This window comes from Pseudoalteromonas sp. S1608 (genome assembly GCF_005887265.1).
GTDB lineage: Bacteria > Pseudomonadota > Gammaproteobacteria > Enterobacterales > Alteromonadaceae > Pseudoalteromonas > Pseudoalteromonas undina.
Window position 1 is genome coordinate 97775 of sequence record NZ_PNDK01000018.1, and the last position, 23443, is coordinate 121217.

Consider the following 23443-nt stretch of genomic DNA (forward strand, 5'->3'; position numbering starts at 1 on the left):
TTTAAATCCCCTTACTTATGCTAGCCATCTCTTGGGCTACGCCGGTCACAATTGTAAGCTGGTGCTTACTTTTAGAGCCATATTCTATGGTTGTTGAAACTTGTAGCATGTTGCATGAGATACCAGCAGTAAAACTAAAACGACGAGGGCATTCTAAATCGAGTACACCATTGTTTAAATTAATCATATTGCTTTTCATATCATCACGTTCAGCCATAACAATACCCTTGTCTGAAACTTCTTCAGGGGTCAAAAAGAACTGATTAGCAGCTCCTTTACTGACTTCGTCAGCAATTATGCGCTGCACTTCACCAATTAGTTGGTTTTCTGCAACCTCGCGCTCTTGGGCTGCGTTGGTAATTTTAATATCAATACTACTACTGCTCATTAAAGTAACCGCAATTCCTGTCACTGCTATGACCATAATAAGCGCTGTAATAAGTACAACGCCCTGTTGTTTATTTTTCATCTGCGTTAAATACGCCATAAATTTGCTCCCACGTTATTTAAACGAATAGTCGTCGTAAAAACAGTTCGTCTGAAATTATCTGAAAAAGTGAGAGTGCGACTATTAGCATCTTCCCCTAATACGTACGTTTGGTTCTTAATTTTAAGACCTGGATCAGGCTGCAATGCTCTGATCAATAAAAAAACTTGTACTGTTAAAATGCCTTTACGGTTTTCCCAGTCACTGGCATTCATATCATTGATGCTTTTGTATGTATCAACACGGCTGTCGCTGGTAGTATCTAGACCAAAAACAAAACGCATATTTTCCACGCCTTCCATTATGGTTTCAGTGTTTATAGACCCTCCCACCAAACGTTTTCGCATTAGTGCAGGTACAGTAAGACTCTTATTATTTACCGTATAAGTTTGCTCTGAAACATAATAGCTGTGATGACTATACGGCCATACCGACGCATTAATATTTATGCTAGTAGGGTCAACAACACCTCGCTCAAAGCGAGCACTTTCTTGCTCAGCAATAAAATAATTCTCATCACTTTGCGTTTCATTAACACCTGCGGCATCCACTTCTAGTTGGTTTCCTTGTAAAAACTTAACCTGTAAGATATCAGTGCCTGCTAAAGGGTTATTAACGCAATTAAGTTCACTTGAACTGGTAGCTGTTTTTGCATAAAGAGTTTTAAAGTTACTGCTGCTGGTTAAATCAGGAAAGCTACCGTTATTGAGACCTTCAAAGCAATCACCTGTAGGATTTGACAATGATGATGTGTTTATAACGGTGAAAGAATCATCATAAAATGTTCCCCAAAAACCAACCTGCTCAATATCACGTTGCATAATATTTATAGCTAAGCGACCTGATTCTTGTAACTCACCTATAGTCATTGTGTCTTTGGTGGTTACTTTCATACCAATATAAGTAAACATTACCCCACCCAAAATTAATCCCCCTATAAATAGAGATATCATCATTTCAATGAGTGTAAATCCTGTTTGCTTCATTTTAGCTCCTAACGTATACATAGCTATTAAGCACGACTAAGCGACGTTTTTTATCTGCAACACCACAGCTAATTTTACCTGTGGCCTCACTCGCTTTAAATTCCTGGCGACCCTGCCAAGAAACAATAACCTCTATGTTATATGCTTTCCCCCCAGACCCCCCTACAACTTCAGGGTTAATACACACAGTTGCCCCATCAAGTGATCCGGTATTCTCTCGGGCTCGGATAGCACGTTTCCATTGCTCGATATCTAAACTAGCTATTTGTGCGTTACTACAAGAGCTTGTAAAACATGTTTTAGACGGTTTCTTAGTGGTTTCACTGGTAAACTCTACATCATAAAGGGTCGCGAGTTGCGAAGTATCGTTTGCTCGAATACGTTGAATAATATCATTACCAAGCGCAACAGCAGCAGCACGTTGCATTGAATCAAAGCTTGCTTGCTTTGCTTTTGCTTGCAGGGCTACAGCGCCCAATAAACCAAAGCTGAGAATAATAAACGCAATTAGGACTTCAATAAGGGTAAAACCTTTTTGCAATTTAAACGTACTCAAATACATAGTAAAACCAAATAATAATTATCTAACAATAAGTGTATGCAATTACAGATTAGATTCAACTAGAACCATGACTAACGGTTAATAATGTTGATAAGCGGTTAATAGGTAGGCGTATTAAAGTTCACTTTTTACGCTTTTGAGTGCTCGACGACTTACAGCTAACAAAGCAGTACAACCATCAAGTTCAATAACATGTTGATGGTTTTGAAGCGTATGTAGGGCAATGATTTTGTTCTTATTCACCAAAGTATGTCGATGAATTCTTAATAAATGATGCGGGTATTGCATTTCAAGATGCTTTAAACTGTCCTCAATTAAAGCTTCCCCTTGATCAAACACAACCTTGGTATACTTTTCCTCTGCGTTAAAATAAAAAATACTCTCTATTTCAATACTTCTGATAGTGCCGGCCAGTTGATACGTTACTTTTTCTGTATGTTGCTGTTGCAGGTGTACTCTGTTTAAACGTCCTAGCTGTTGTAATGCATGTTGCAAACTTTTTACTGATATAGGTTTTACTAAATACCCAGCTGCATTTAGTTGCAGTGCATCAAGTGCATGCTCAGGGTGAGCGGTTATAAAAATAATCGCAGGGGGAACCGCCAAGCCATTGAGTTGATTAGCCACTTCGATGCCATTTAAGCCTGGCATGTCAACATCTAAAAACACTAAATCAGGCTGAAGCTCTTCTATTTTCATTAAAGCGTCATTGCCATTATCGGCCTCACCTTGCACATGAATGGATGTATGGCTTTGACCAAGTAAACGCTTTAAGCGTGCTCTTGCTAAGGGTTCATCATCTACAATCAGTACATTCATAACATGTTCTCTGTTTGTTTTGGGATAACCACTTTAACTCTAAATTTATTTTCTTTGTTGGTTATAGTCAATTGCGCCCGACCTTTATAATAAATACTTAAACGAGAACGGATATTATCAATTGCCATACCGTTATGCTCTCTAGTATTAGCAGTTTCAGTAGGTACAGGGTTAGTTACAATCAAGGTTAAATAATGTGTTGTAACATGCAACTCAATACTAATGGTAGCACCACTTTGGCTGGGCTCTACACCATGACATACTGCGTTCTCTACCAAAGGTTGTAATGTTAGATATGGAATATAGAGCGCAGGGAGGTTTTCTGGTAATAACCACTCAACCTGTAAACGCTCTGCAAAACGCCATGATTCAAGAGCAATATATTGTTTAGTTAATATTATTTCATCACTGAGTAATACACTTTGCCCTGAACGCATTGCAGCTTGCGAAAGCGCTGCTAATGCCAAAATAGCATGCTCAGCAGCTTCAACGTCATGATGCGTTAATTCTGCTGCCGTATTCAAACTATTATATAAAAAATGGGGTCTGATCCGCGCCTGCAAGGCATCAAGCTCCGCTCGAGAGAGTGCTTTGGCTTGCTGTTCTTTTTCAAAATGAATAAGCAAAAATTGTACAAAAAGTAAGGTAAGCAAAAATACAATAATGCAATTACGTAACACAAAAAACGTAAGTTGTTTTTCGTTTTCTATATCAAAAGCAATATGAGAAAAAGCCAGACTAAATAAAGCAGTGCTCAGACTATATACAGCAATAAAAAAACTAAGCTGAATAAACTGAGGTTGTTTTGCAAGAAATCGCCGGCAAATGTATAAAAAAGAGGTACTGACCAATACAGTTACATGAAGAAATAAACTAATCTCTCCCAAGTGCAGCCATATGTCACCGCCAGCATTAGGAGCAAAAGCTAAAATAATAGCCACGACTTGTGTTACTACGAGGGATGCAAGTACACCACGCTCATTAAAAAGGGCCGAAAAAAGTAGTGCATCTGGTGTCAGTTGCTTACTCATTCGGCCCTCCTTTTATCTATTAATAGACTAACGCAGCTCTACTGGTACAGCAAAAACGATGTTTTCTTCTTCACCTGGGTTCTCGGTTACTTGCGTGCCACCAAGCTCTTTTAAACGAGTAATGACTTGCTGAACTAATACCTCAGGAGCTGAAGCACCGGCAGTCACACCTACACTATTGATACCATTAAACCATGATGCTTCAACATTACTAGCATCATCAATTAAATAGGCTTGCGTCCCCATCTTATCGGCAAGTTCTCGTAAGCGATTAGAGTTGGAACTATTTTTAGCACCCACAACTAATAACACATCTACTTTATCAGCTAAATCACGAACCGCATCTTGACGGTTTTGCGTTGCATAACAAATATCATCTTTACGTGGGCCATCGATTGCAGGAAATTTACTACGTAAAGCATCAATCACATCGGCAGTATCATCTACAGATAGAGTTGTTTGGCTGCAGTAAAAAAGATTATCCGCATTTTTTACATCAAGCTTTAATACATCATCAACCGTTTCAACAAGGTAAATACCACCTTGCTCGTTATCGTATTGACCCATGGTACCCTCAACCTCAGGGTGTCCGTGGTGGCCAATTAATATGCATTCAATACCTTTTTTACTAGCACGCGTTACTTCCATATGCACCTTAGTCACTAACGGACAGGTTGCATCAAATACTTTTAACTCTCTGCGTTTAGCCTCTGAGCGAACAGCCTGAGATACACCATGAGCGCTAAAAATAACAATGCTATCATCAGGAACCTGATCTAGTTCTTCGACAAACACGGCGCCGCGATTTTTTAAACCATCGACTACATAACGGTTATGCACCACTTCGTGTCTTACATAGATTGGTTTTTCAAAAATATCTAAAGCGCGCTCAACAATACTAATTGCGCGGTCAACACCGGCGCAAAAGCCTCGTGGATTAGCTAGTAATATTTCCATTAACCTTGTACCTCAATAATATCAACCTCAAACGTTAAACGTTGACCTGCTAATGGGTGGTTAAAATCGATAGTGACTGACTCACCTTGCACTTCACGAACCAGGCCTGGAAGCTCAGTACCATCAGGTTGAGTAAAGGCAATAATCGCACCTACTTTAGCCGGTGTTTCTGCACCAAACTTACTACGATCTACATAATAAATATTATCTGGATTAGGTTGACCAAAGGCATCTTCAGGCTCAAGTTCAAATGTTTTGCTTTCACCCGCAGTTAGGCCAAGCAAACATTTTTCAAAGTTAGCGGTTAAGCTGCCATCACCCATAGTGAGCTTAGCAGGTTTGTTATGTACTTTTGTTGAGTCAGCGGCAGAGCCATCTTCTAGTTTAATAGAAAAATGAAAAATAACGTCTGAGTTTTCACCAATTACAGCTTGGCTCATGCTTTATGCTCCTTTGGTTCTTCGCCTGTAAAGGCGTCAAATAGTAATAATGCAGCGCCAATACAAATAGCACAGTCTGCAATATTAAATACGGGGAAATGTGAGTCTTCGTAAAACACATGTAAAAAGTCAATAACGTAACCATAAGCAACACGGTCGTATAAGTTACCAATAGCACCCGCTAACACTAACGAATATGCACCGCACAATACTTTATTAGACGCTGGAAGGCGCTTTAACCACCATATCAACAAACAACTAATTGCGATTGCTATTACACTTAAAAACCAGCGTTGCCAGCCACCCGCTTCGCTTAAAAAGCTGTAAGCTGCACCGTAGTTATGTACATAAGTGATACTAAAAATAGGCAGTAGATTAATTGACTCACCATAAGCCATGGTGTTTACAACCAGTGTTTTACTGGCAAAGTCTATTACTAGTAGTAATAGACTCAACCAAAGCCACACTAAACCACTTTTTTGGGTTAGTTTGCTCACTAAAAACAACTCCTAAGCGAATTGACGCTTTTCACCTTCACCGTCAACGTTACTAACGCAACGACCACAGATTTCAGGGTGCGCAGGTTCAATACCTACATCTTCACTATAATGCCAACAGCGCTCACACTTTTTAGCATCAGTTGCTGATACGCTAATGTATAAACCTTCAATTTCGGTTACTTGTGAGTCTGCAGGCTGGCTATCAACCTCAGTAACATTTACAGCTGAAGTGAGTAAAACAAAGCGCAGTTCATCACCTAGTGCCGCCAGCTTAGCTGCAAGTTCTTTGCTTGCAAACAAGTTAACCGTTGCTTGTAATGTAGCGCCAATCACTTCTTCTTTACGCGCAGCTTCTAGCAGACGGTTCACTTCGTCACGCACATTTAAAATAGCTTGCCAGTCTTCATTACTAAACTTGGTCGTTGTTGGTGCTTGTAAGCCCTCATACCAAGTGGAAGTAAATACATAGTCACTGCGCTCACCTGGAAGTGCTTCCCAAATTTCTTGTGCTGTAAAGCTCATGATTGGTGCCATCCAACGCGTCATTGCTTCAGCAATGTGGTATAGCGCGGTTTGACAAGAACGACGTGCATGGCTGTCGCTTTTTGCCGTGTACTGACGATCTTTTATAACGTCTAAGTAGAACGAACCAAGCTCACCGGTACAGAAGTTCATTAGCTTTTGCGTTACTAATAGCATTTGGTAGCTATCGTACGCTGCTAAAATGTCATCTTGTAACTGTGCTGCGCGCCCTACAATCCACTTATCAAGCTCAACCATATCATCGACAGCAACTTGATCCGTTTTTGGATCAAAACCACTGAGGTTAGCAAGTAAGTAACGGCTGGTGTTACGAATACGACGGTAGCGATCTGCTGAACGTTTGAATATTTCATCTGATACCGTCATTTCTGCCGTGTAATCAGTTGATGCTACCCATAAACGTAAAATATCAGCACCTAGTTTATTCATCACATTTTGTGGTGAAATAACATTACCTAATGACTTAGACATTTTGCGGCCGTTTTCATCAACCGTAAAGCCATGCGTTAGCACTTGCTTGTAAGGTGCATGACCATTTATTGCCACTGAGGTCATCATTGATGACATAAACCAACCACGGTGTTGATCTGAACCCTCTAGGTATAAATCAGCAGGACCGGTTAAATCTTCACGCGCATCAACAACACAGGCATGCGTTACACCTGAATCAAACCACACATCGAGTGTGTCTTGCACTTTCATGTATTGTTGTGCGTCTTTTTCACCTAGTAAAGTAGCTGGCTCTAGGTCATACCATGCTTGAATACCTGACTTTTCAACAAGCGCTGCTGCTTGTTCAATCAGCTCTTGAGTATTTGGGTGTAATGCGCCCGTGTCTTTATCAACAAACAACGCAATAGGTACACCCCAAGTACGTTGACGTGAAATACACCAATCAGGGCGACCTTCAACCATGTTAGCAATACGGCTTTCGCCCCATTCAGGTAACCACTGAGTATTTTTAATTTCAGCCAGTGAATCTTGGCGCAAGTTAGCCTGATCCATGCTAACAAACCATTGTGGTGTGGCACGGAAGATAATAGGCGTTTTATGGCGCCAGCAATGTGGGTAGCTGTGCGTTAATGCATGATGATGCATTAGGGCATTATTTTCTTTTAATACCTCAATTACACTCGCATTGGCTTTAAACACATGTTGACCGGCAAATAATTCAGTATCAGGTAAGTACACACCGTTTGCGCCAACAGGGTTAGCTACTTCAAGATTGTACTCAAGACCTGCCACGAAATCTTCTTGACCATGACCTGGTGCAGTATGCACGATACCCGTACCAGAATCTGTTGTTACGTGCTCAGCAACAATAACAGGAACATTAAAGTCATAAAAAGGATGTGCTACGGTTAAGTTTTCAAGTGCTGCGCCTTTAACATAGCCAAGGATATGGAAATGGTTAAAACCAAAACGATCCATCGCATCTTTAACCAGCTCAGAACCTATAATAAGACGTTGCTGAACGCCTTCATCTTCTACTTGTACTAGCGCGTATTCTAAATCAGCATGCACAGCTACCGCACGGTTTGCTGGCAAAGTCCATGGTGTCGTAGTCCAAATAACGGTTCCTACGCTACCTGTTCCTGTATGGCCAGCCGCCAAATCAAACGCATTAACCACCGCATCTTGATCTGTAAAAGTAAAACGTACATCAATAGCTGGAGATTGTTTATCTTGATATTCAACTTCTGCTTCAGCTAATGCTGAACCACAATCTGTACACCAATGCACAGGCTTAGCACCTTTATGTAAGTGACCATTTTTTATAATGCGGCCTAGTACACGAATGGCATTAGCTTCAAAGTCAAAGTTCATGGTTAGGTAAGGTTTATCCCAATCACCAAAAACGCCTAAACGTTTAAAGTCTACTTTTTGGCCTTCCACTTGCTTTTTAGCATAGGCACGACATTTCTCACGAAACTCTGCCGCAGTTACCTTAACACCGGGTTTACCGACTTTTTTCTCAACCATTAACTCGATTGGTAAACCATGACAGTCCCAACCTGGTACGTATGGCGCATCAAAGTCTGATAAAGTTTTAGACTTAACAATAATATCTTTTAATATTTTATTTACTGAGTGGCCTAAATGGATATCGCCGTTTGCATACGGAGGGCCGTCATGCAAAATGAAAGTTTTTTTACCTTTCTTCGCGCTGCGAATTTGACCGTATAGGTCGTCTTCATACCATGCTTTAAGCATTTTTGGTTCACGTTGTGCCAAATTGCCACGCATTGGAAACATTGTTTCCGGTAAATTCAAAGTATGTTTGTAGTCGCTCATTAATCCTACTTTCCGTTTCTATCGGCTACCTAATTTAAACCAAAACACTGCTTAGCGGCGGCAACATCGGTTGCTATTTGTGCCGTCAGTTGTGTTAATGTCTCGAATTTTTTCTCATTGCGGAGTTTTTCAATTAACTCCACATGCATAAATTGTCCATAAATATCTTGTGCAAAATCAAAAAGGTGAACTTCTAATAAGGCACGAGTTCCATTAAACGTGGGTTTGTTTCCAATGTTAGCCACCCCAAAAACTTGCTTTCCTGCGATCATCACTTGAACCGCAAATACACCATTGACCGGACAAACTTGACGTTTTAGTGCAATATTTGCCGTTCTAAAACCCAGTTCGCGGCCTTTTTTCCAGCCATGAATAACACGTCCAGATATTGCATAATTATGCCCAAGCATAACTTTTGCACTAACTAAGTCACCTTCAGCAAGCGCTTCTCGTATCAAGGTACTGCTTACTCTAGCATTTAATTGCCTAAAGCTGGCAGTGCTTTTAACACTCATTCCCACTTGGGTGCCCATAGTTGCCAATAGACTAAAGTTACCTTGGCGCTGTTTACCAAACCTAAAATCATCACCAACCGTTAATGCTTTAACGCCCAGCTTTTTAATTAAAATATCGCTAACAAACTGCTCAGCATGCATGTTTGCAAAAGCCTGATTAAAGCTAATACAAATAACGCGTTCAATTCCTAAGTTACTCAATAGACGAAGTTTATCACGCAGTCGAGTCAGCCTAGCCGGAGCGTTACTCTTTGCAAAAAACTCCTGTGGCTGAGGCTCAAATAACATTACAGTGCTGGGTAAATTATTTTCTTTTGCATCAGCTAAAAGCCCTTTTAATACGGCAGCATGACCCAAATGAACACCATCAAAATTACCAATGGTCAGCACACAACCAAAGTGTTGTGGGCGTATATTGTGTATACCTCTAATTAACTCCATGCCACCTAATGCCTTTTTCAGCGAGCGATAAAATGCGACCTCGGGCCGCAGAGTGTCCGATTATAATCTTTTTTTTAATTTGATTCAGTAATTGCTACACTTTTTATCGTATTTAGTCTAACACCCATCAAAAACAACATAAAAAAGTAACTAACAATCGCAATAATTAATAACACAACCAATAACATAACTTGTTCGCTAAAGTGCCAACTAACCCAGTCATATTGCCTACTAGTAAACCAAACCAATGCGCCCATTGTTATACTTGCCAACAAACACTTCAAAGTGAAGTAGCCACTCATGCTGGAAAACTGGTAAACATTCTCTTTTTTAAGCTGTCGATACAGTAAGTAGGCATTACAACTTGCCGACATTGAGGTTGCCAGTGCCAAACCTAAATAGCCAATAAATGGTGCCAGCATAATATTAAACACCATATTTAGTACCAAAGTAATAATACCAATGCGTACCGGTGTTTTAGTATCTTGGCGAGAATAAAACCCAGGCGCGAGGACTTTAATTAACATAAAACTGACTAATCCCACTGAGTAGGCAACCACCCCTAAGCTCACCGCCTTAACATGATCGATGCCCGCTTCTTTGAAAGCGCCATGATCAAACAGCACGGTAATAATAAGTGGGCTTATAATCATCAATCCTATCATTGCTGGAAGCCCTAAAAAAATCACAAACCTCACCCCCCAATCTAGGGTATGTTGAAAGTCGCTACTTTTTTTACTGCTGTGTAATTTTGACAGCGCAGGTAAAATAACCGTCGCAATACCAATGCCAAATAAACCAAGTGGGAATTCAATCAGTCTATCTGAGTAATACAGCCAAGCGATAGAGCCTGTCATCAATAATGAAGCTATTACCGTATCGAGTAATAAGTTAATTTGACTAATTGATACACCAAATAAGGCTGGGAGCATTAACTTGCGTACTTTTTTCACATTTTCATCTTGCCAACCCCAGCGCGGGCGCGCTAGCATTTTTGCTTTATACAAAAACGGCAGTTGAAATAATAGCTGTACCACGCCTCCTAAAAACACGCCAACAGCTAACGCATAAGCGCCTACAGAAAACTGATCATGTAATAAAATGGCACAACTAATGATGGATACATTGAGTAACACCGGGGTAAAAGCCGCAACGGCAAAACGATTATAAACGTTCATCACAGCGCCACTGAGCGCCACAAGGCTTACAAAAAACAAATAAGGAAAAGTCAGTTTTAATAGCGAACTGGCAAGCTCAAACTTTTCTGCGTCAGGGCCACCTTGCCACCAATCAATAAACCAACCAGTGCCGAATAAAGCAGCAATAACAGGTGACGCTATCACACCAAAGAGCGTCACTATCAGTAAAATAGTGCCTAACGTGCCGGCGGCTTGGGCAACAAATATTCTGACCTTCTCATCGCCTTGCTGCTGTTTAATTTCACTTAATACCGGTACAAATGCTTGCGCAAAAGCCCCTTCGGCAAATAAACGGCGTAAAAAATTAGGAATACGGTTAGCAAATAAAAATACATCGGCCGCAGCGCCTGCGCCCAACAAGTTAGCTACGACGGCATCTCGTACTAGCCCTAAAATACGCGAGATCATTGTCATTGCACTTACAATCATCCCAGAACGAAACAAACCTTTTGACACTATGAATCCATATTAAAAATCAGCAATTAAGTTAATTATGCCATAGTCTTTTTTATAAATCGCTTTAAAGCACTAGGCTGGAACCCCTTGCTTTGTTACAATAGCGCTATTAACTGCTAAAGCGGCAAATTGATGTTCGTTATAAGGAGCAGTTTTTCTTGGATTGTTAAAATTAAATTGACATTCATGATAAAAACAGGCATATTCCACGGCCTTTAATTTAAGCTTTATTTAAGATTGTTAGGAGCAAACCTTGGCTAACATCAAGTCTGCAAAAAAACGCGCTATCACAAGCGAAAAAAACCGTCAGCACAACGCAAGCCGTCGTTCAATGATGCGTACTTACTTCAAAAAAGTAATCGTAGCTATTGAAGCTGGCGATAAAGAAGCTGCACAGCAAGCTTTTTCTGTTGCTACACCTATCCTAGACCGTTACGCAACTAAGGGTCTAATCCACAAAAACAAAGCTGCTCGTCATAAGAGCCGTTTAGCTGCTAAAATTAAAGCGCTATAATTTGTTTTTGCAAGATTAAAAAAACCGGCTTTTGCCGGTTTTTTTTTTGCCCAAAATAAATGCGCCTATTAAACGTTATCAAGCTCTGGGTAAAACTTTTTCAACATCGCCGCAATTTTCTTTGGAGAAAATGGCTTAACTACAAATCCTTTAGCCCCTCTATCTATCGCATCCTTCACATTTTCAACGCCTGAATGAGCCGACACCATCACCACGTTTGTCTCTGGTGATAACTCATTAATTTGCGCAATAAGCTCTTTACCGTCGCCATCAGGTAGTTCTATATCTAAAAATATAATATTAAAATTGGCTGCACGACACTCGCTAATGCACTGCGCGGCCGTTGACGCCTCTTTTACATTCTCTATCCCTAAATGCATCAATGTTTGACTGAGAAAGCTACGCACCGTGCTAACATCATCAACTATTAAAATAGATAGCTGCGTATTCATATATAATCCTTATAGGCTAAAGCCATGTCTGCGAAATTGGTGATTTGCTTAAAATACAAATATTTACTTTATTATAGAGAGCTAAGCTAAAAAGGCCAGATTTGCTTTATGTCGAAAACCACAAAAAAGAGTCGCCGCAAAAAAAATAAAACGATTACTGTTAAACCTACACCCACTAATAAGCTTGCAAACCTTGGCTCACAATTAAAGCCGCAATCAAAGAACACTAAACGTGGTATCAAGCTGACCCTGTTTTTTATTTTCACGATATTATTACTTATACTTGTTTTAGTGCCAAAGCCAAGCTTACTTACTTATAAAAAATCATCTATGGTAAGCCAAAGTGTGTATTGGCCTGGGTTGTTTTCAAGCGAACCAAAACTACTGGACTCAACCCTCCACCCGCAACTGGATAAGGAGCATAGAACCCTTTACCTATGTATTGATTTACAGCAACCGCAGAGCTGCCAAAAATATCGAATTATTGCTGAAGAAGGAATATTTTCAGTATTGCTTACTTACTTTTAACATTAAAAAAACTAATCTGAAAATTTAAAATTACTTGGTTGAAAGCTGTGCAAAAGATCAACATAATGGCGCTCCTTTTTTCAACAACTGAACTATTGAAACGACCATGCTAAACGAGCTAGATTGGCTTTTAAATACATTACTACTTGCACTAGGTTTAGGTGCATTCTTTATTAACCAACTGACACTGCTTCGCGTTGCTGCGATTAGTGCTTGTGGTTTGTTATTCCTATCATTTAGCTTAGATCTTATGTCGTCGAGTATTATTTCAAATATGAGTTTAGTTTTGATCAACACATTTTATTTGTTTAAAGTTTATACATTTGGACAATTTACTGTATCTCAGCACTAATTACTTCCCCTTAGAATATTTTATAGCCCAGTTTTTCTGGGCTTTTTTTATTCCACAACTTTAAAAATCTTGGGTCTTAGTTTGAACTAAGTTAAAATTTATCTCGTATTAGGGTCTGTTGACCTTTCAAGGTTAAATTTGCAGCAGTCTGTTTGGTATTTAGGCAAGGCAGAGCCTATGTAGTGTGGTTATTCCCCATAAATAGGTGATAACGCAGCATCAATGCCAAACAGGCGCTGCCCTTTGGGTTCTACCTAGGGGCGATTTACTCTTTGTTGCTCGGTTTTTACTTAGCCCACTAGGTTACAAACCTCGCGCCGCGATTAAACCGCCCCTAGTTTGAACAAATTTTAATCCGCAAAGGTCAACAGACCCTTGCCTATTTTGAGATAAGCCCATGCCGTTGTCAGATTTCGATTTATTCTTATCCTCTATGGAAGATGTTACCCCTATCAATCACGACACCGTGACATTACCATCTAAAAGCCATAAAACGGTTATCGCACAGCAAGAAAAAAACAAAGCTGCACAATTAAACTTAAACAGTGAACAATTTAATCCGTTAGATGAACCACTTGAATTGCTCGACCCACTCGCCATATTAAGCTTTAAACGAGATGGCGTGCAAAGCCCGGTTTTTAAAAATGTAAGATTAGCTAAATATCAGCTCGATGCGACGTTAGATTTACACGGGCAACTTTTAAAAAATGCCCATGGTTCGTTGCAGGCCTTTATTAAAGATTGCCACCAGCGCAATATAAGAATGGTTCTTGTTCGTCATGGAATAGGAATTAAAAATAAAGCCAAACCGGGTATTTTAAAAAGTTACGTAAACCAGTGGTTGCAAACTATTCCCTGTGTTTTAGCATTTCATACTGCACTCAGGCAGCATGGAGGAAGTGGTGCAACGTATGTCTTACTGAAGAAGAGTGATGATAAGAAGCATCAAAACCGAGAAATCCACAGCAAGCGTAGCTAATTCCTACTGTGGTAATAAGAATTAGTTGAGCAGCACTGTCGCATTGGCTTGGTTAAACCAAGCAGATATTCCTAATATAATGATAGATACAACCACAATGCTGATTTTTGCGCCCCCTTGACTGGGTTTCATAATTCATCCTATTTATTATTATTGTTAGAACGGCTTTTAACAATAATAAAAATTACAAATGTTAACAAGCTGTTTCTATTAAAAGTTAAACAAATTTTAATCCTTTAAAGTCAAACAACTCTAAACTAATAACCTTGCTGCTTATTAATGCAATTAATTAATGGCTGTCTCGCTTTTAAACGCAAAATATTATCTGCTATTTGTTCAACAACACTATCTAGATCTGACAACGCAGCGCAATGCGGCGTTAAAGTAATATTTGGATGCTGCCAATAAGGGTGTTCGCTTGGTAGTGGCTCACAGGAAAATACATCAAGCGTTGCTGCTCGTAAACGTGCGTTGTTGAGCGCATCGAGCAAATCAGCTTCAACAACATGCTCACCTCGGGCCACATTAATTAACACAGCATGCTCAGGAAGTTGCTTAAGCAACTGTTGATTAATAATACCTTTGGTATTGCTAGTAAGTGGCAGTAGACAGATTAAATAATCTGTATTCACTAACATATCATTTAGTCCCTGATCACCATGGTAGAGTGTTGCTATGGTTGATGTTTTAGGACTTCTGCTCCAAGCATTGACTTTAAAAGCGTTACTAACTAGCCTATGTGCACATGCTTGACCTAGTTCGCCAAACCCTAAAATACTCACTTGATTATGCTTATGCGCTCTTTTGGGTTTCCATTCACTTTGCTGTTGTTTTAAAAAATATTCTTTTAATCGCAATTTTTGCGCTAATACATAAGTAAGTACATATTCAGCCATGTCGTTGGCTAACTGTTTATCGACAATGCGCACTACTTCAACATGTGCAGGTAGTAAACTTAAATCGATACTATCAACCCCAGCACCAAACGATGACACCGCTTTCAAATTTATCAACTTTGGCCATAAAGACGCGGGCGCATTCCAAGCCAGTACAAATTCCACACTTGCAAAATCTTGGCAATCATCAAGCTGCTCAATTTGAATATTGGGTAATTGTGATTGCATTCTTGCAATTAATTTTGTGTTATCTCGACCGGTAATCGCGACTAAAACTGACATGATGATTCCTTAAAAAGTAACCGTAAATAGTAGTACTGGTATGGTTTAATTCAATAGTAAGTAAACGGTTTTAAAAAGTCACACAACTGACCGCGTATTGTCATATCCGCACTCTAAGCTAAACATATTGGCCTTAGCCTAGTATAAAAAGAGGTGCGTATGATCAGTGTAGATAAAGTAATAGCAACCAATTTACCACAGTTAACTAACTCATTTAAAATAAAAAAACTGGTAAAAAAAAGTCTTAGCTACTTATTACATGAACAAGAATTTACAAATTTTGCAACTGCCTATCCCCACCTTCAAGGAATAGAATTTGTAGAGCAAGTACTTGATGAACTTGATTTTGAAACTCGTTATAAAGCTAAGCAAATAGAAAATATTCCCAGTGAAGGAAAAATTGTCATTATTGCAAACCACCCTATCGGCTCCTTAGATGCGCTTGCATTAATTAATGTGTTATCAACGGTAAGAGCCGATTTAAAAGTGGTGGCTAACCGTATGTTAATGACCGTTGACGCCATGCATTCGTTATTACTACCCGTTGATAACCTATCAGGGCAAAGTAAAAAACAAGAGCTGAGTAATATCCACCAGCACTTAAAAAATGAAGGAGCGTTACTTATTTTCCCTGCCGGTGAAGTTTCTCGACTTCGTCCTACGGGTATAAAAGACTGCAAATGGAACAGTGGCTTTTTACGCATTGCAAAAAAGGCTAACAGCCCTATTTTGCCTATCTATATTAAAGCCAGAAATAGCCCGCTGTTTTACGGCGCATCAATGCTTTATAAACCACTGGCTAGCTTATTACTGGTAAAAGAAATGTTTAAGCAACGTCAAAAATCACTCGATTTTGAAATTGGCGCTTCCATTGCTCCTGAGTCTTATTTAATCCCAGACTTAAAAGACAAAGAAGTGGTTGAGCTAATCCGTAAGCAACTATATCGTTTAACCACAAAAAAAACGCTACCATTAAAAACTCATGCTCCAATTGCCTCTCCTGAATGTAAAAAAGAATTAAAAAAAGCCATAGAATGCTGCGAACATTTAGGTAAAACCAGTGATGGCATGGTGATTTATTTGTACCAATACCAAGGAAGCTCTCCCTTATTTCGTGAACTGGGCCGCTTACGAGAAATCGCTTTTCGGGCTGTAGGTGAAGGTAGTGGAAACCGCCGAGACATAGATAAATACGATATGCACTATCAGCACTTAGTATTGTGGGATGAACATGCACTAGAGTTGGTGGGTGCTTACCGATTAGCTTGTGCACAGGATGTGATTGAACAACACTCACAAAGTGGGCTTTATACCGATAGCCTATTTAATTATACCCAAGATATGACTCCTTATTTTAAACAAGGCATAGAGCTAGGCCGAAGCTTTGTACAACCTAAATATTGGGGCAGAAAAAGTCTCGACTACTTATGGTATGGTATTGGCGCTTTTATAAATCGCTACCCTCAATACCGTTACTTATTTGGTGCGGTGAGTGTGTCAAACGCACTACCTGAGCAGGCAAAGTCTTTATTAGTGCATTATTATCAGCACTATTATGGCTGTGAAAAATCACTCGCAACCCCTAACAATGCTTTTCGTCACACACCTGATCAGCAAACTCAGTGCACTAACTTGTTCGAGGGTAATAATATAAAAGAAGATTTTGTAGAGCTTAAACACATACTCGCTAACATGGGCACGCATGTACCCACACTATTTAAACAATATACAGAGCTATGCGAACCAAATGGAGTTAAATTTTTAAGCTTTAGTATTGATCCACAATTCAATAATTGTATTGATGGCCTAGTATTGGTTGATCTTGAAAAAGTAAAACCAAGCAAAGCAAAACGCTACTTGGGTACTGATAAATCAGCATCAGCAAGTTAAAGCGTTAACCCTTAATCGAATAACTATTAAAGCGGCATTAAGCGGCGCTTTAATAGTTGTTAATACTTCAAGGCTGAGTAAAAATACCATCGAGTAATTGCGTATAAATCTTTTCTATTTCTAACAAGTCGCAAATCGGTACATGTTCATTAACCTGATGAATACTATGGTTTCGTACCCCACACTCTATGACTTGTGTTTGTTGCTGTGCAAAAAATCGTCCGTCCGACGTCCCACCACTGGTGCTTAATAAAGGATAATTCCCCGTCACTTTAAAAATTGCCTGCTCTAACTGAGCGAGTAAGCAACTCTCAATCTTATGGCTTGTATAATAGGGTTCACATGGACGCTCCCACTGTATAACCAAATGCTCGCTGAAATCCTTCAGTGCAGCAAACACACGTTGCTTAACATGTTTACTTTTATACCCATGGCTATAGCGAATATTAAAAGTAATATCACACTGAGCTGGCACGAGGTTATCTAGCACATTATCAATATTAATACCGGTGACTTGCAGCGTTGTTTTTGAACTAAGTTCATCTAAAGGCCAGTCTATTTGTGTGAGTCTATTAACCACTTCAGCACTGATGTGCGCAGCATTAATGGTATTCTCAGGATAGGCTACATGCCCAGCCTTTCCTTGAATAGCTAATCGCGCAGATAAGGCTCCACGTCGACCATTTTTTATAGTGTCACCTACCTGCAGGTGGCTGGTTGGCTCACCAACAATACAGCCATCAAGCACAACGCCCTGTTGTGCTAATCGCTTGGCAATCAACACAGAGCCATGCTCCGCCTCACCTTCTTCATCTGAGGTGATCAGCCAAAATAATGTTCCCTGCTTTTGCTGCGCGCTGTTTATTAACGTCTGCGTTGCACTTAGCATCGCGGCAATGCCTCCTTTCATATCGGCGGCACCACGCCCATAAATTGCATCGTTAATTATGTGTCCACCAAACGGATCGGCTAACCAGCCACCTTGCGTTGCGGGTACCACATCAATATGGCCAGAAAATGCCACCACGGGGCCTGCCCCAAAGGTTATTTTTGCAATTAAGTTTGTCACATTATTAGAACTAAATTGCTCTGTACTAAAGCCTAACTCAGTAAGGTGGTTCGCAAGCCACTCAATGCCACCAGCTGGATTAGGAGTAATCGATTTAAATCGGATCAGAGTTTGTAAGTGACTCACTGTTTTTAACTGTGCAATAGTTAAGTACGGCGCTTGTGCTTTTGTATTGATAGCTTTTGTCATAATAAACACACCTCGTTTTAGCAGTGTATTTATTACAACGACTTTTTATGACCGCATTATGAATTTACTAGCTAACGTGCGCCCTCTTCTATTAATGTTTCTCGTGTAACCTGCACTATGTGATTATCTTCTTTAGTTAACTTGGTTTTTTTCCAAGAGCCACGCATAAACCATGCAAATGCTATCAATGCGATGGTTATGTTAGTAATTGCAAAAGAATACCAAATGCCTTGATCGCCAAGCTCAGTATGATTAGAAAGAATATAAGCGGCAGGGAACTGCACTACACATTGTGATAATAACGCGATAACCATTGCATTGAGCATATTACCTGAGGCACGAAAAGCAGCAACAATACAAAGTTGCACCCCTATTCCACCCCAACTTAAGCACATTACTTGAATAAACTGCGCCCCATTAGTAATAACGTCATTATCGTCAGGAATAAAAAATGCAACTAATGAATCTGCATATAAATATGCAATGGCGCCAACACATGAGAGCCCTAACAAGCCCCACACACTAGCAAGTTTAGTGATCTGCTCAGCCCGCTTGATATTACCAGCCCCCATATTTTGCCCAACCAAGGTTGATACCGCCATTGATAAGCCCATAGCGGGGATCATTACCATTTGCAAAATATTAGAGCCAACACCATAAGCAGCAATTGTCGTAGTACCAAAGCTGGCAACTAGAAATGACATGATGATCAAACCAAATGCACGTGTCGATAATTCAATAGAGCCAGGCGCTCCCAAGAAAAAAGCGCGCTTAATATAATGCCAGTCGGGGTAAAAGCTTTTTAGCTGTAATTGAATACCATGGCGACCACGTAAAAATATAATGATGCCCGCAAGCGCCGCTAAGCTCTGTGTAACCAATGTTGCTAGCGCAGCGCCCATCACACCAAGCCCCTCAAAACGACCATAGCCAAATATGAATAACGGATCGAGTATAAAATTAAGTAACACGGTTGTGCTGACTATAATTAACGGCACCTTCGTTTGCCCTATACCCCGCATCAGCGATTGAAACATGGCATAAATAAACACAAAAATAACGCCAATAAAAGATACATGCATAAACTTAAGTGCATCACTATATACGGCCGCTTCAACCCCCAGTAAGGTTAAAAAATAAGGTGATAATGCATAGCCTAGTAACCCAAGTAATAGTGCAACTAATGTCACCATTAACACCGTTTGCGCGGCAACATGGTTAACCTTATCTTGTTGTCCTGCCCCCATGTATTGGGCCGATAAAATCGCCCCAGCCATAGCAAATCCCGAACCTATCGCAATAACTAAAAATGTGACAGGCATACTAATCGATACAGCAGCCACTTGCGCAGCCCCTAACCGGCCAACCCAAAAAGCATCTGTAAGCTGATAAGCAGACTGCAAAATATTAATGAGGATAATAGGAATGCCTAATTTTAATAGCGCTTTGGCAATAGAGCCTTGAAGAAATAGTTGACCAGAGGGAGTCATGAGGCCGCTTACTTTTATTAAACCGTGAACATAGCCCTAGTTTAACAAAACTAGCTGATTATATTCTGAATACTTCGTTTACGGCCGGTATTTAAGTGATCAGTCAATAATTTTTGAGCACTAAGTAAGTAAAAGTTTAATCTAAATCAATAAATAGAGGCTCTTTACTTATACGCTTTTGAAACTTTGATCTAGAACAGGTTTTTATTTTTAAACTCGAGCGATAATAGCCTCAATCAACAAATAGTCACACAGTAGTTCACGGAGAACAACATGAAAACTAAACTAAGCATTGCAATACTTACTTCTTTACTAGCTCTTTCTCCTGCAGCACACGCTAACTTTAGCGTTAATGTTGGCGCAATTAATGTTAACCCTGATAACGATGGCTCAAAGATTAACGAAGCACCTACTCTTGGTTTAAAAGGTGATTCAAATACTCAGTTAGGTATTACTGTAGATTATGCATTTAACGACCAATGGGTGTTAGAGCTTATTGCAGCAACGCCATTCTCTCATGATGTAGAAGGTACAGGCGGTTTAGCTGGTAATAAAATTGCCGACATTAAACATTTACCACCATCACTGGTTGCACAATACCACTTTTTAGACAGCAGCTACGCACTTCGTCCATTTGTTGGTGTAGGTATTAACTATACGACGTTCTTTGACGAGCAGCCTTCTGCAGCACTTAAAGCAACTTTAAATACTGACGACGTGGAAGTAAAACTAGATGATTCATTTGGTTTTGTTGCTCAAGTAGGTGCTAACTACAAGATTGATGAGAAATGGGGCCTACACGCTATGGTATCTATCATGGATATAGATACTGATGCGACTGTATATGCTAATGGCGCAAAAGCATTAACTTCAACCGTGTCACTTGACCCTGTTGTAGCTATGTTTGGTCTTAAATACTCGTTTTAATAACGATTATGTGTGTGTTAAAAAGGCCGTAAGGCCTTTTTTTTGCGTGTAATTAACGAGGTAAGTTATTTACTTTTTTTTGCTCAAGCATTTCTTTCCAATGAATTATTTCTGCCGGTAAAATAGGTGCTACGCCTTCAAAACCAGCAACCTCCAGCATATGCTCAACGCTTACCACCCCTTTTTTACTTTTAAATACGCCACGTACATAGGCAATTGCATGTAAGCCACGCTCTGAATGAAATTTTTGTTCAATATAAAAGTATTTATGATCCCAGCCGACTAAACGGGTACTAATGGTAAAGCGCTGCATAGGCTTAATATCACGGATATAAGTAATGGCGGTTGCATTAACAATAGGAAACCAACGACGCTTCATTATTTGCTTTAGTAAACCAACTCGCTCGGTCATCCATGTGCGCGATAAATCCATCATTGCTAAATAGCGTGAATTAGTTAAGTGCAAATTAATATCACAGTCACTTGGCAGTGCTTTGTAGTCTATATCAACCGTGTCTAACAATGATTGATAATCACGATTACGTTTAATTTTGAAAAATAGTAGCAGCAGTCTAAAATATAAGTTCACAGTAGAGGTCTTACCAGTTTGTTTTTTGTGAGTGTATCATAGCAATTGATCCCCTAGGGTATTTTTACACCAAGGGGACAATCACTAAGAAAGGTTGTTTTAATATCTATCTTTAAACTTTAACCGTTTTACGATTGATACCGTAATCACGTAGTTTATTAGCTACCGCTGTATGACTTAGCCCTAAGCGCTTAGCTAACTGACGTGAACTTGGATAAGCTGGATAAAGCTTACGCAATAAGGTAGCTTCAAAACGCTTAACCGCTTGATCAAGCGAGCCCTCAAAATCAGACTCTAAATAGCCTAAATCATGAGTAAAGGTCGGCAGTTGTAAATGCTCAACTCGCAATTCACTGTCTTCTAACAACGATACCGCACGGTAAATAGCATTTTCTAATTGGCGCACATTACCTGGCCATGGGTAATCTTGTAAAAACGTTAAACATTCTTCAGATAGCTCAGGCACAGTATGGCCATTTTGCTGCGCATATTTTTGAATAAAGTGTTCAGCAAGTGGGCCAACATCGGCTTTACGATCTCTCAGTGGTGCAATTTCTAACGTTAGTACATTAATGCGATAGTATAAGTCTTCTCTAAATACGCCCTCTTGCACCATTGCAGGTAAATCTTTTTGGGTAGCAGCAACTATGCGAACATTTACTTTAACTTCGTTTTCGTCGCCTACTTTTCGAAACGTGCCGTCTTGTAAAAAGCGCAGTAATTTAGTTTGGAGCTGAGTCGACATTTCACCCACTTCATCTAAAAATACTGTTCCACCATCCGCTTGTTCAAGTACACCGCGTTTAGGCGCTGCATTTTCTTCATATCCGGCGTAACCAAAAAGTTCTGACTCGGCAACATCATCTGGTAACGAGGCACACGATAAAGCAATAAACGGTTTTACTGAGCGGTTAGATGCATAGTGACAAGCTCGCGCTAATAACTCTTTACCTGTGCCGGTTTCACCGGTGATAAGAATAGGGGCTTCAAGTTGCGCCATTTTTCGCGCTTCGCGTACAACACGACGCATCGCCGTACTAAAATTGTGAATTGTCGCAAAGCTTTCTTGGCCATAGCGTCTAAACGCACTCACTTGCTGACCTAGGCGGCTTTGCGATTTTATATTAATTACCGCACCCGCTAACACATCCCCCTCACTGCCTTGTGGTACAGCAATAGGTAAAATATCGGCAATAAAGTCTTCACCTGCCACTTCTACACGGGTAGTTTGCCCAAGTACTTCTTTGCCTTCTAACCAACGGGTAAAATTAAAACCTTTAAGTAAATTATTGATATTGGCGCCAATGACTTCTTTTTCTGTTAGCTGTAAGTCTTTACACGCCGCGTCGTTACACAAACGCACCCAGCCTTTAGCATCAATAGATATGACACCATCTGGCAGTGCTCTTAATAAGGTGTTTAATTCATTGTGCTCACGTTCAGAAGGTAAAAACGCGGTGGTACGTACATCATGTACACCATCGATCAATCGAATTGAAGGCATAATTTTTTGAAATTGTTCAAATTCAATTTCAGGAAAACTCACATACATACGGCAATTAACTGAGTCGACTTCAATTCCTTTCAAGTCAACATTGTAGCTAACTAAAATATTAAGAATCTCTTGAGCAATACCAACTCGGTCTGCACAGTGAATATCTAAACGCATACACCCTCAGGTAAGGAAAAAACTAATTGGCGTGAATAATACGCTAACTATGATTATCAGCATAGTTTATTGTAAAGAAATTTGGACGAAAAATGTTTTTTTACTTCCTAGAGCGCTTTTTCAAGCACTTAAAATATTTAATCTTGGCTGCTCACTAAAGCTCCGGGTCATTACATGTAAATATAGCCAAACTAACTTTGTATAAATTATATTCTCCAATGGGCTAATCATTGCTGTGCATCCGCTAATATTTGCTCATGTTTAATCTAAACGGTGATTATTAAAATAAAGTAGTAAAGGTTAACGATTGTTGAATAACTTGGTGCTTGTAACCCCCCGTAAATAAAGCGGTTTTATATTTTTTCAATAGAAATTAAAACCGGATA

General features: G+C 39.8%; 23 protein-coding genes. 6 read left to right on the forward strand and 17 right to left on the reverse strand.

Translation table 11 applies throughout. The features are described from left to right. Window position 1: 1 nt before the first annotated feature. From CWB75_RS08990 to murJ, 11 genes are all read right to left on the reverse strand, one after another. Window positions 2-487: a pilus assembly protein PilX gene (locus CWB75_RS08990; RefSeq protein WP_138570450.1), complete on the reverse strand. Its 486-nt coding sequence runs from the start codon at window positions 485-487 to the stop codon at window positions 2-4. Next, the gene (locus CWB75_RS08995; protein WP_138570451.1) at window positions 475-1473 is read right to left on the reverse strand and encodes a PilW family protein; all 999 of its coding nucleotides are present in this window, start codon (window positions 1471-1473) and stop codon (window positions 475-477) included. The genes CWB75_RS08990 and CWB75_RS08995 overlap by 13 nt, the downstream gene beginning before the upstream one ends. Before the next feature lies 1 nt (window position 1474). Continuing rightward, window positions 1475-2035, reverse strand: coding sequence for a type IV pilus modification protein PilV (gene pilV / locus CWB75_RS09000; protein ID WP_138570452.1), 561 nt, complete (start codon window positions 2033-2035; stop codon window positions 1475-1477). 114 nt (window positions 2036-2149) lie between these two features. Beyond that, window positions 2150-2854 (reverse strand): LytR/AlgR family response regulator transcription factor, encoded by a 705-nt coding sequence (locus tag CWB75_RS09005; RefSeq protein ID WP_138570453.1) that lies wholly within the window; start codon window positions 2852-2854, stop codon window positions 2150-2152. After that, entirely contained in the window at window positions 2851-3885 is a 1035-nt protein-coding gene (locus CWB75_RS09010; protein WP_138570454.1) for a sensor histidine kinase, read from the reverse strand. Before CWB75_RS09010 ends, CWB75_RS09005 begins: the two co-directional genes overlap by 4 nt. 27 nt (window positions 3886-3912) lie before the next feature. Continuing rightward, a complete protein-coding gene (ispH, locus tag CWB75_RS09015) occupies window positions 3913-4842 on the reverse strand; it encodes a 4-hydroxy-3-methylbut-2-enyl diphosphate reductase (protein WP_010391276.1) in 930 nt (309 codons plus the stop codon). Then, window positions 4842-5282, reverse strand: a complete 441-nt coding sequence (gene fkpB / locus CWB75_RS09020) for an FKBP-type peptidyl-prolyl cis-trans isomerase (RefSeq protein WP_010391275.1) — start codon at window positions 5280-5282, stop codon at window positions 4842-4844. The genes ispH and fkpB overlap by 1 nt, the downstream gene beginning before the upstream one ends. Then, window positions 5279-5779 carry a signal peptidase II gene (lspA, locus tag CWB75_RS09025; protein WP_075170606.1) on the reverse strand — a complete coding sequence of 167 codons (501 nt, stop codon included), beginning with the start codon at window positions 5777-5779 and terminating at the stop codon, window positions 5279-5281. Before lspA ends, fkpB begins: the two co-directional genes overlap by 4 nt. 12 nt (window positions 5780-5791) lie before the next feature. Further along, on the reverse strand, window positions 5792-8620 hold the full coding sequence (gene ileS, locus CWB75_RS09030; RefSeq protein ID WP_138570455.1) for an isoleucine--tRNA ligase: 2829 nt from the start codon (window positions 8618-8620) through the stop codon (window positions 5792-5794). 29 nt (window positions 8621-8649) lie between these two features. Further along, window positions 8650-9576: a bifunctional riboflavin kinase/FAD synthetase gene (gene ribF, locus CWB75_RS09035; RefSeq protein ID WP_055011710.1), complete on the reverse strand. Its 927-nt coding sequence runs from the start codon at window positions 9574-9576 to the stop codon at window positions 8650-8652. 74 nt (window positions 9577-9650) lie between these two features. Continuing rightward, window positions 9651-11189 carry a murein biosynthesis integral membrane protein MurJ gene (gene murJ, locus CWB75_RS09040; protein WP_041709107.1) on the reverse strand — a complete coding sequence of 513 codons (1539 nt, stop codon included), beginning with the start codon at window positions 11187-11189 and terminating at the stop codon, window positions 9651-9653. Window positions 11190-11484: 295 nt separating this feature from the next. Here murJ and rpsT point away from each other — a divergent pair, with 295 nt between their 5' ends. Then, window positions 11485-11745, forward strand: a complete 261-nt coding sequence (gene rpsT / locus CWB75_RS09045; protein ID WP_008114420.1) for a 30S ribosomal protein S20 — start codon at window positions 11485-11487, stop codon at window positions 11743-11745. Window positions 11746-11813: 68 nt separating this feature from the next. Here rpsT and CWB75_RS09050 read toward each other — a convergent pair whose 3' ends face one another. Continuing rightward, on the reverse strand, window positions 11814-12197 hold the full coding sequence (locus CWB75_RS09050) for a response regulator (RefSeq protein WP_008114419.1): 384 nt from the start codon (window positions 12195-12197) through the stop codon (window positions 11814-11816). Window positions 12198-12305: 108 nt separating this feature from the next. Between CWB75_RS09050 and CWB75_RS09055 the strand changes: the two genes are divergently transcribed. From CWB75_RS09055 to smrA, 3 genes are all read left to right on the forward strand, one after another. Continuing rightward, the gene (locus tag CWB75_RS09055) at window positions 12306-12725 is read left to right on the forward strand and encodes a hypothetical protein (RefSeq protein WP_138570456.1); all 420 of its coding nucleotides are present in this window, start codon (window positions 12306-12308) and stop codon (window positions 12723-12725) included. Between the two features lie 106 nt (window positions 12726-12831). Continuing rightward, window positions 12832-13077, forward strand: a complete 246-nt coding sequence (locus CWB75_RS09060) for a hypothetical protein (RefSeq protein ID WP_008114416.1) — start codon at window positions 12832-12834, stop codon at window positions 13075-13077. Between the two features lie 397 nt (window positions 13078-13474). Beyond that, the gene (gene smrA / locus CWB75_RS09065; protein WP_138570457.1) at window positions 13475-14056 is read left to right on the forward strand and encodes a DNA endonuclease SmrA; all 582 of its coding nucleotides are present in this window, start codon (window positions 13475-13477) and stop codon (window positions 14054-14056) included. Window positions 14057-14313: 257 nt separating this feature from the next. Here smrA and CWB75_RS09070 read toward each other — a convergent pair whose 3' ends face one another. Next, window positions 14314-15234 carry a 2-hydroxyacid dehydrogenase gene (locus CWB75_RS09070; protein ID WP_138570458.1) on the reverse strand — a complete coding sequence of 307 codons (921 nt, stop codon included), beginning with the start codon at window positions 15232-15234 and terminating at the stop codon, window positions 14314-14316. Between the two features lie 159 nt (window positions 15235-15393). On the opposite strand from CWB75_RS09070, the gene olsF reads away from it, so the two are divergent. Continuing rightward, window positions 15394-17124, forward strand: a complete 1731-nt coding sequence (gene olsF / locus CWB75_RS09075) for a bifunctional ornithine lipid synthase OlsF (protein WP_138570459.1) — start codon at window positions 15394-15396, stop codon at window positions 17122-17124. Window positions 17125-17191: 67 nt separating this feature from the next. On the opposite strand, the gene dapE is transcribed toward olsF, so the two are convergent. Together dapE and CWB75_RS09085 are read right to left on the reverse strand one after the other, a co-directional pair. Beyond that, window positions 17192-18382: a succinyl-diaminopimelate desuccinylase gene (gene dapE / locus CWB75_RS09080; RefSeq protein WP_138570460.1), complete on the reverse strand. Its 1191-nt coding sequence runs from the start codon at window positions 18380-18382 to the stop codon at window positions 17192-17194. A 71-nt stretch (window positions 18383-18453) separates the two neighbouring features. Further along, complete coding sequence (locus CWB75_RS09085) at window positions 18454-19872, reverse strand: MATE family efflux transporter (protein ID WP_138570461.1); 1419 nt, start codon at window positions 19870-19872, stop codon at window positions 18454-18456. 273 nt (window positions 19873-20145) lie between these two features. Between CWB75_RS09085 and CWB75_RS09090 the strand changes: the two genes are divergently transcribed. Then, complete coding sequence (locus CWB75_RS09090; RefSeq protein WP_010391257.1) at window positions 20146-20799, forward strand: OmpW/AlkL family protein; 654 nt, start codon at window positions 20146-20148, stop codon at window positions 20797-20799. 52 nt (window positions 20800-20851) lie between these two features. On the opposite strand, the gene CWB75_RS09095 is transcribed toward CWB75_RS09090, so the two are convergent. Continuing rightward, window positions 20852-21388, reverse strand: coding sequence for a thioesterase family protein (locus CWB75_RS09095; RefSeq protein ID WP_008109547.1), 537 nt, complete (start codon window positions 21386-21388; stop codon window positions 20852-20854). A gap of 112 nt (window positions 21389-21500) precedes the next feature. Then, a complete protein-coding gene (tyrR, locus tag CWB75_RS09100) occupies window positions 21501-23057 on the reverse strand; it encodes a transcriptional regulator TyrR (protein WP_008109548.1) in 1557 nt (518 codons plus the stop codon). Between the last annotated feature and the right edge of the window lie 386 nt (window positions 23058-23443).

Coding starts and splice junctions, on each gene's coding strand:
- CWB75_RS08990 (WP_138570450.1), bottom strand. CDS start 487: ATGGCGTATTTAACGCAGATGAAAAATAAACAACAGGGCGTTGTACTT.
- CWB75_RS08995 (WP_138570451.1), bottom strand. CDS start 1,473: ATGAAGCAAACAGGATTTACACTCATTGAAATGATGATATCTCTATTT.
- pilV (WP_138570452.1), bottom strand. CDS start 2,035: ATGTATTTGAGTACGTTTAAATTGCAAAAAGGTTTTACCCTTATTGAA.
- CWB75_RS09005 (WP_138570453.1), bottom strand. CDS start 2,854: ATGAATGTACTGATTGTAGATGATGAACCCTTAGCAAGAGCACGCTTA.
- CWB75_RS09010 (WP_138570454.1), bottom strand. CDS start 3,885: ATGAGTAAGCAACTGACACCAGATGCACTACTTTTTTCGGCCCTTTTT.
- ispH (WP_010391276.1), bottom strand. CDS start 4,842: ATGGAAATATTACTAGCTAATCCACGAGGCTTTTGCGCCGGTGTTGAC.
- fkpB (WP_010391275.1), bottom strand. CDS start 5,282: ATGAGCCAAGCTGTAATTGGTGAAAACTCAGACGTTATTTTTCATTTT.
- ileS (WP_138570455.1), bottom strand. CDS start 8,620: ATGAGCGACTACAAACATACTTTGAATTTACCGGAAACAATGTTTCCA.
- ribF (WP_055011710.1), bottom strand. CDS start 9,576: ATGGAGTTAATTAGAGGTATACACAATATACGCCCACAACACTTTGGT.
- murJ (WP_041709107.1), bottom strand. CDS start 11,189: ATGACAATGATCTCGCGTATTTTAGGGCTAGTACGAGATGCCGTCGTA.
- CWB75_RS09050 (WP_008114419.1), bottom strand. CDS start 12,197: ATGAATACGCAGCTATCTATTTTAATAGTTGATGATGTTAGCACGGTG.
- CWB75_RS09055 (WP_138570456.1), top strand. CDS start 12,306: ATGTCGAAAACCACAAAAAAGAGTCGCCGCAAAAAAAATAAAACGATT.
- CWB75_RS09060 (WP_008114416.1), top strand. CDS start 12,832: ATGCTAAACGAGCTAGATTGGCTTTTAAATACATTACTACTTGCACTA.
- smrA (WP_138570457.1), top strand. CDS start 13,475: ATGCCGTTGTCAGATTTCGATTTATTCTTATCCTCTATGGAAGATGTT.
- CWB75_RS09070 (WP_138570458.1), bottom strand. CDS start 15,234: ATGTCAGTTTTAGTCGCGATTACCGGTCGAGATAACACAAAATTAATT.
- olsF (WP_138570459.1), top strand. CDS start 15,394: ATGATCAGTGTAGATAAAGTAATAGCAACCAATTTACCACAGTTAACT.
- dapE (WP_138570460.1), bottom strand. CDS start 18,382: ATGACAAAAGCTATCAATACAAAAGCACAAGCGCCGTACTTAACTATT.
- CWB75_RS09085 (WP_138570461.1), bottom strand. CDS start 19,872: ATGACTCCCTCTGGTCAACTATTTCTTCAAGGCTCTATTGCCAAAGCG.
- CWB75_RS09090 (WP_010391257.1), top strand. CDS start 20,146: ATGAAAACTAAACTAAGCATTGCAATACTTACTTCTTTACTAGCTCTT.
- tyrR (WP_008109548.1), bottom strand. CDS start 23,057: ATGCGTTTAGATATTCACTGTGCAGACCGAGTTGGTATTGCTCAAGAG.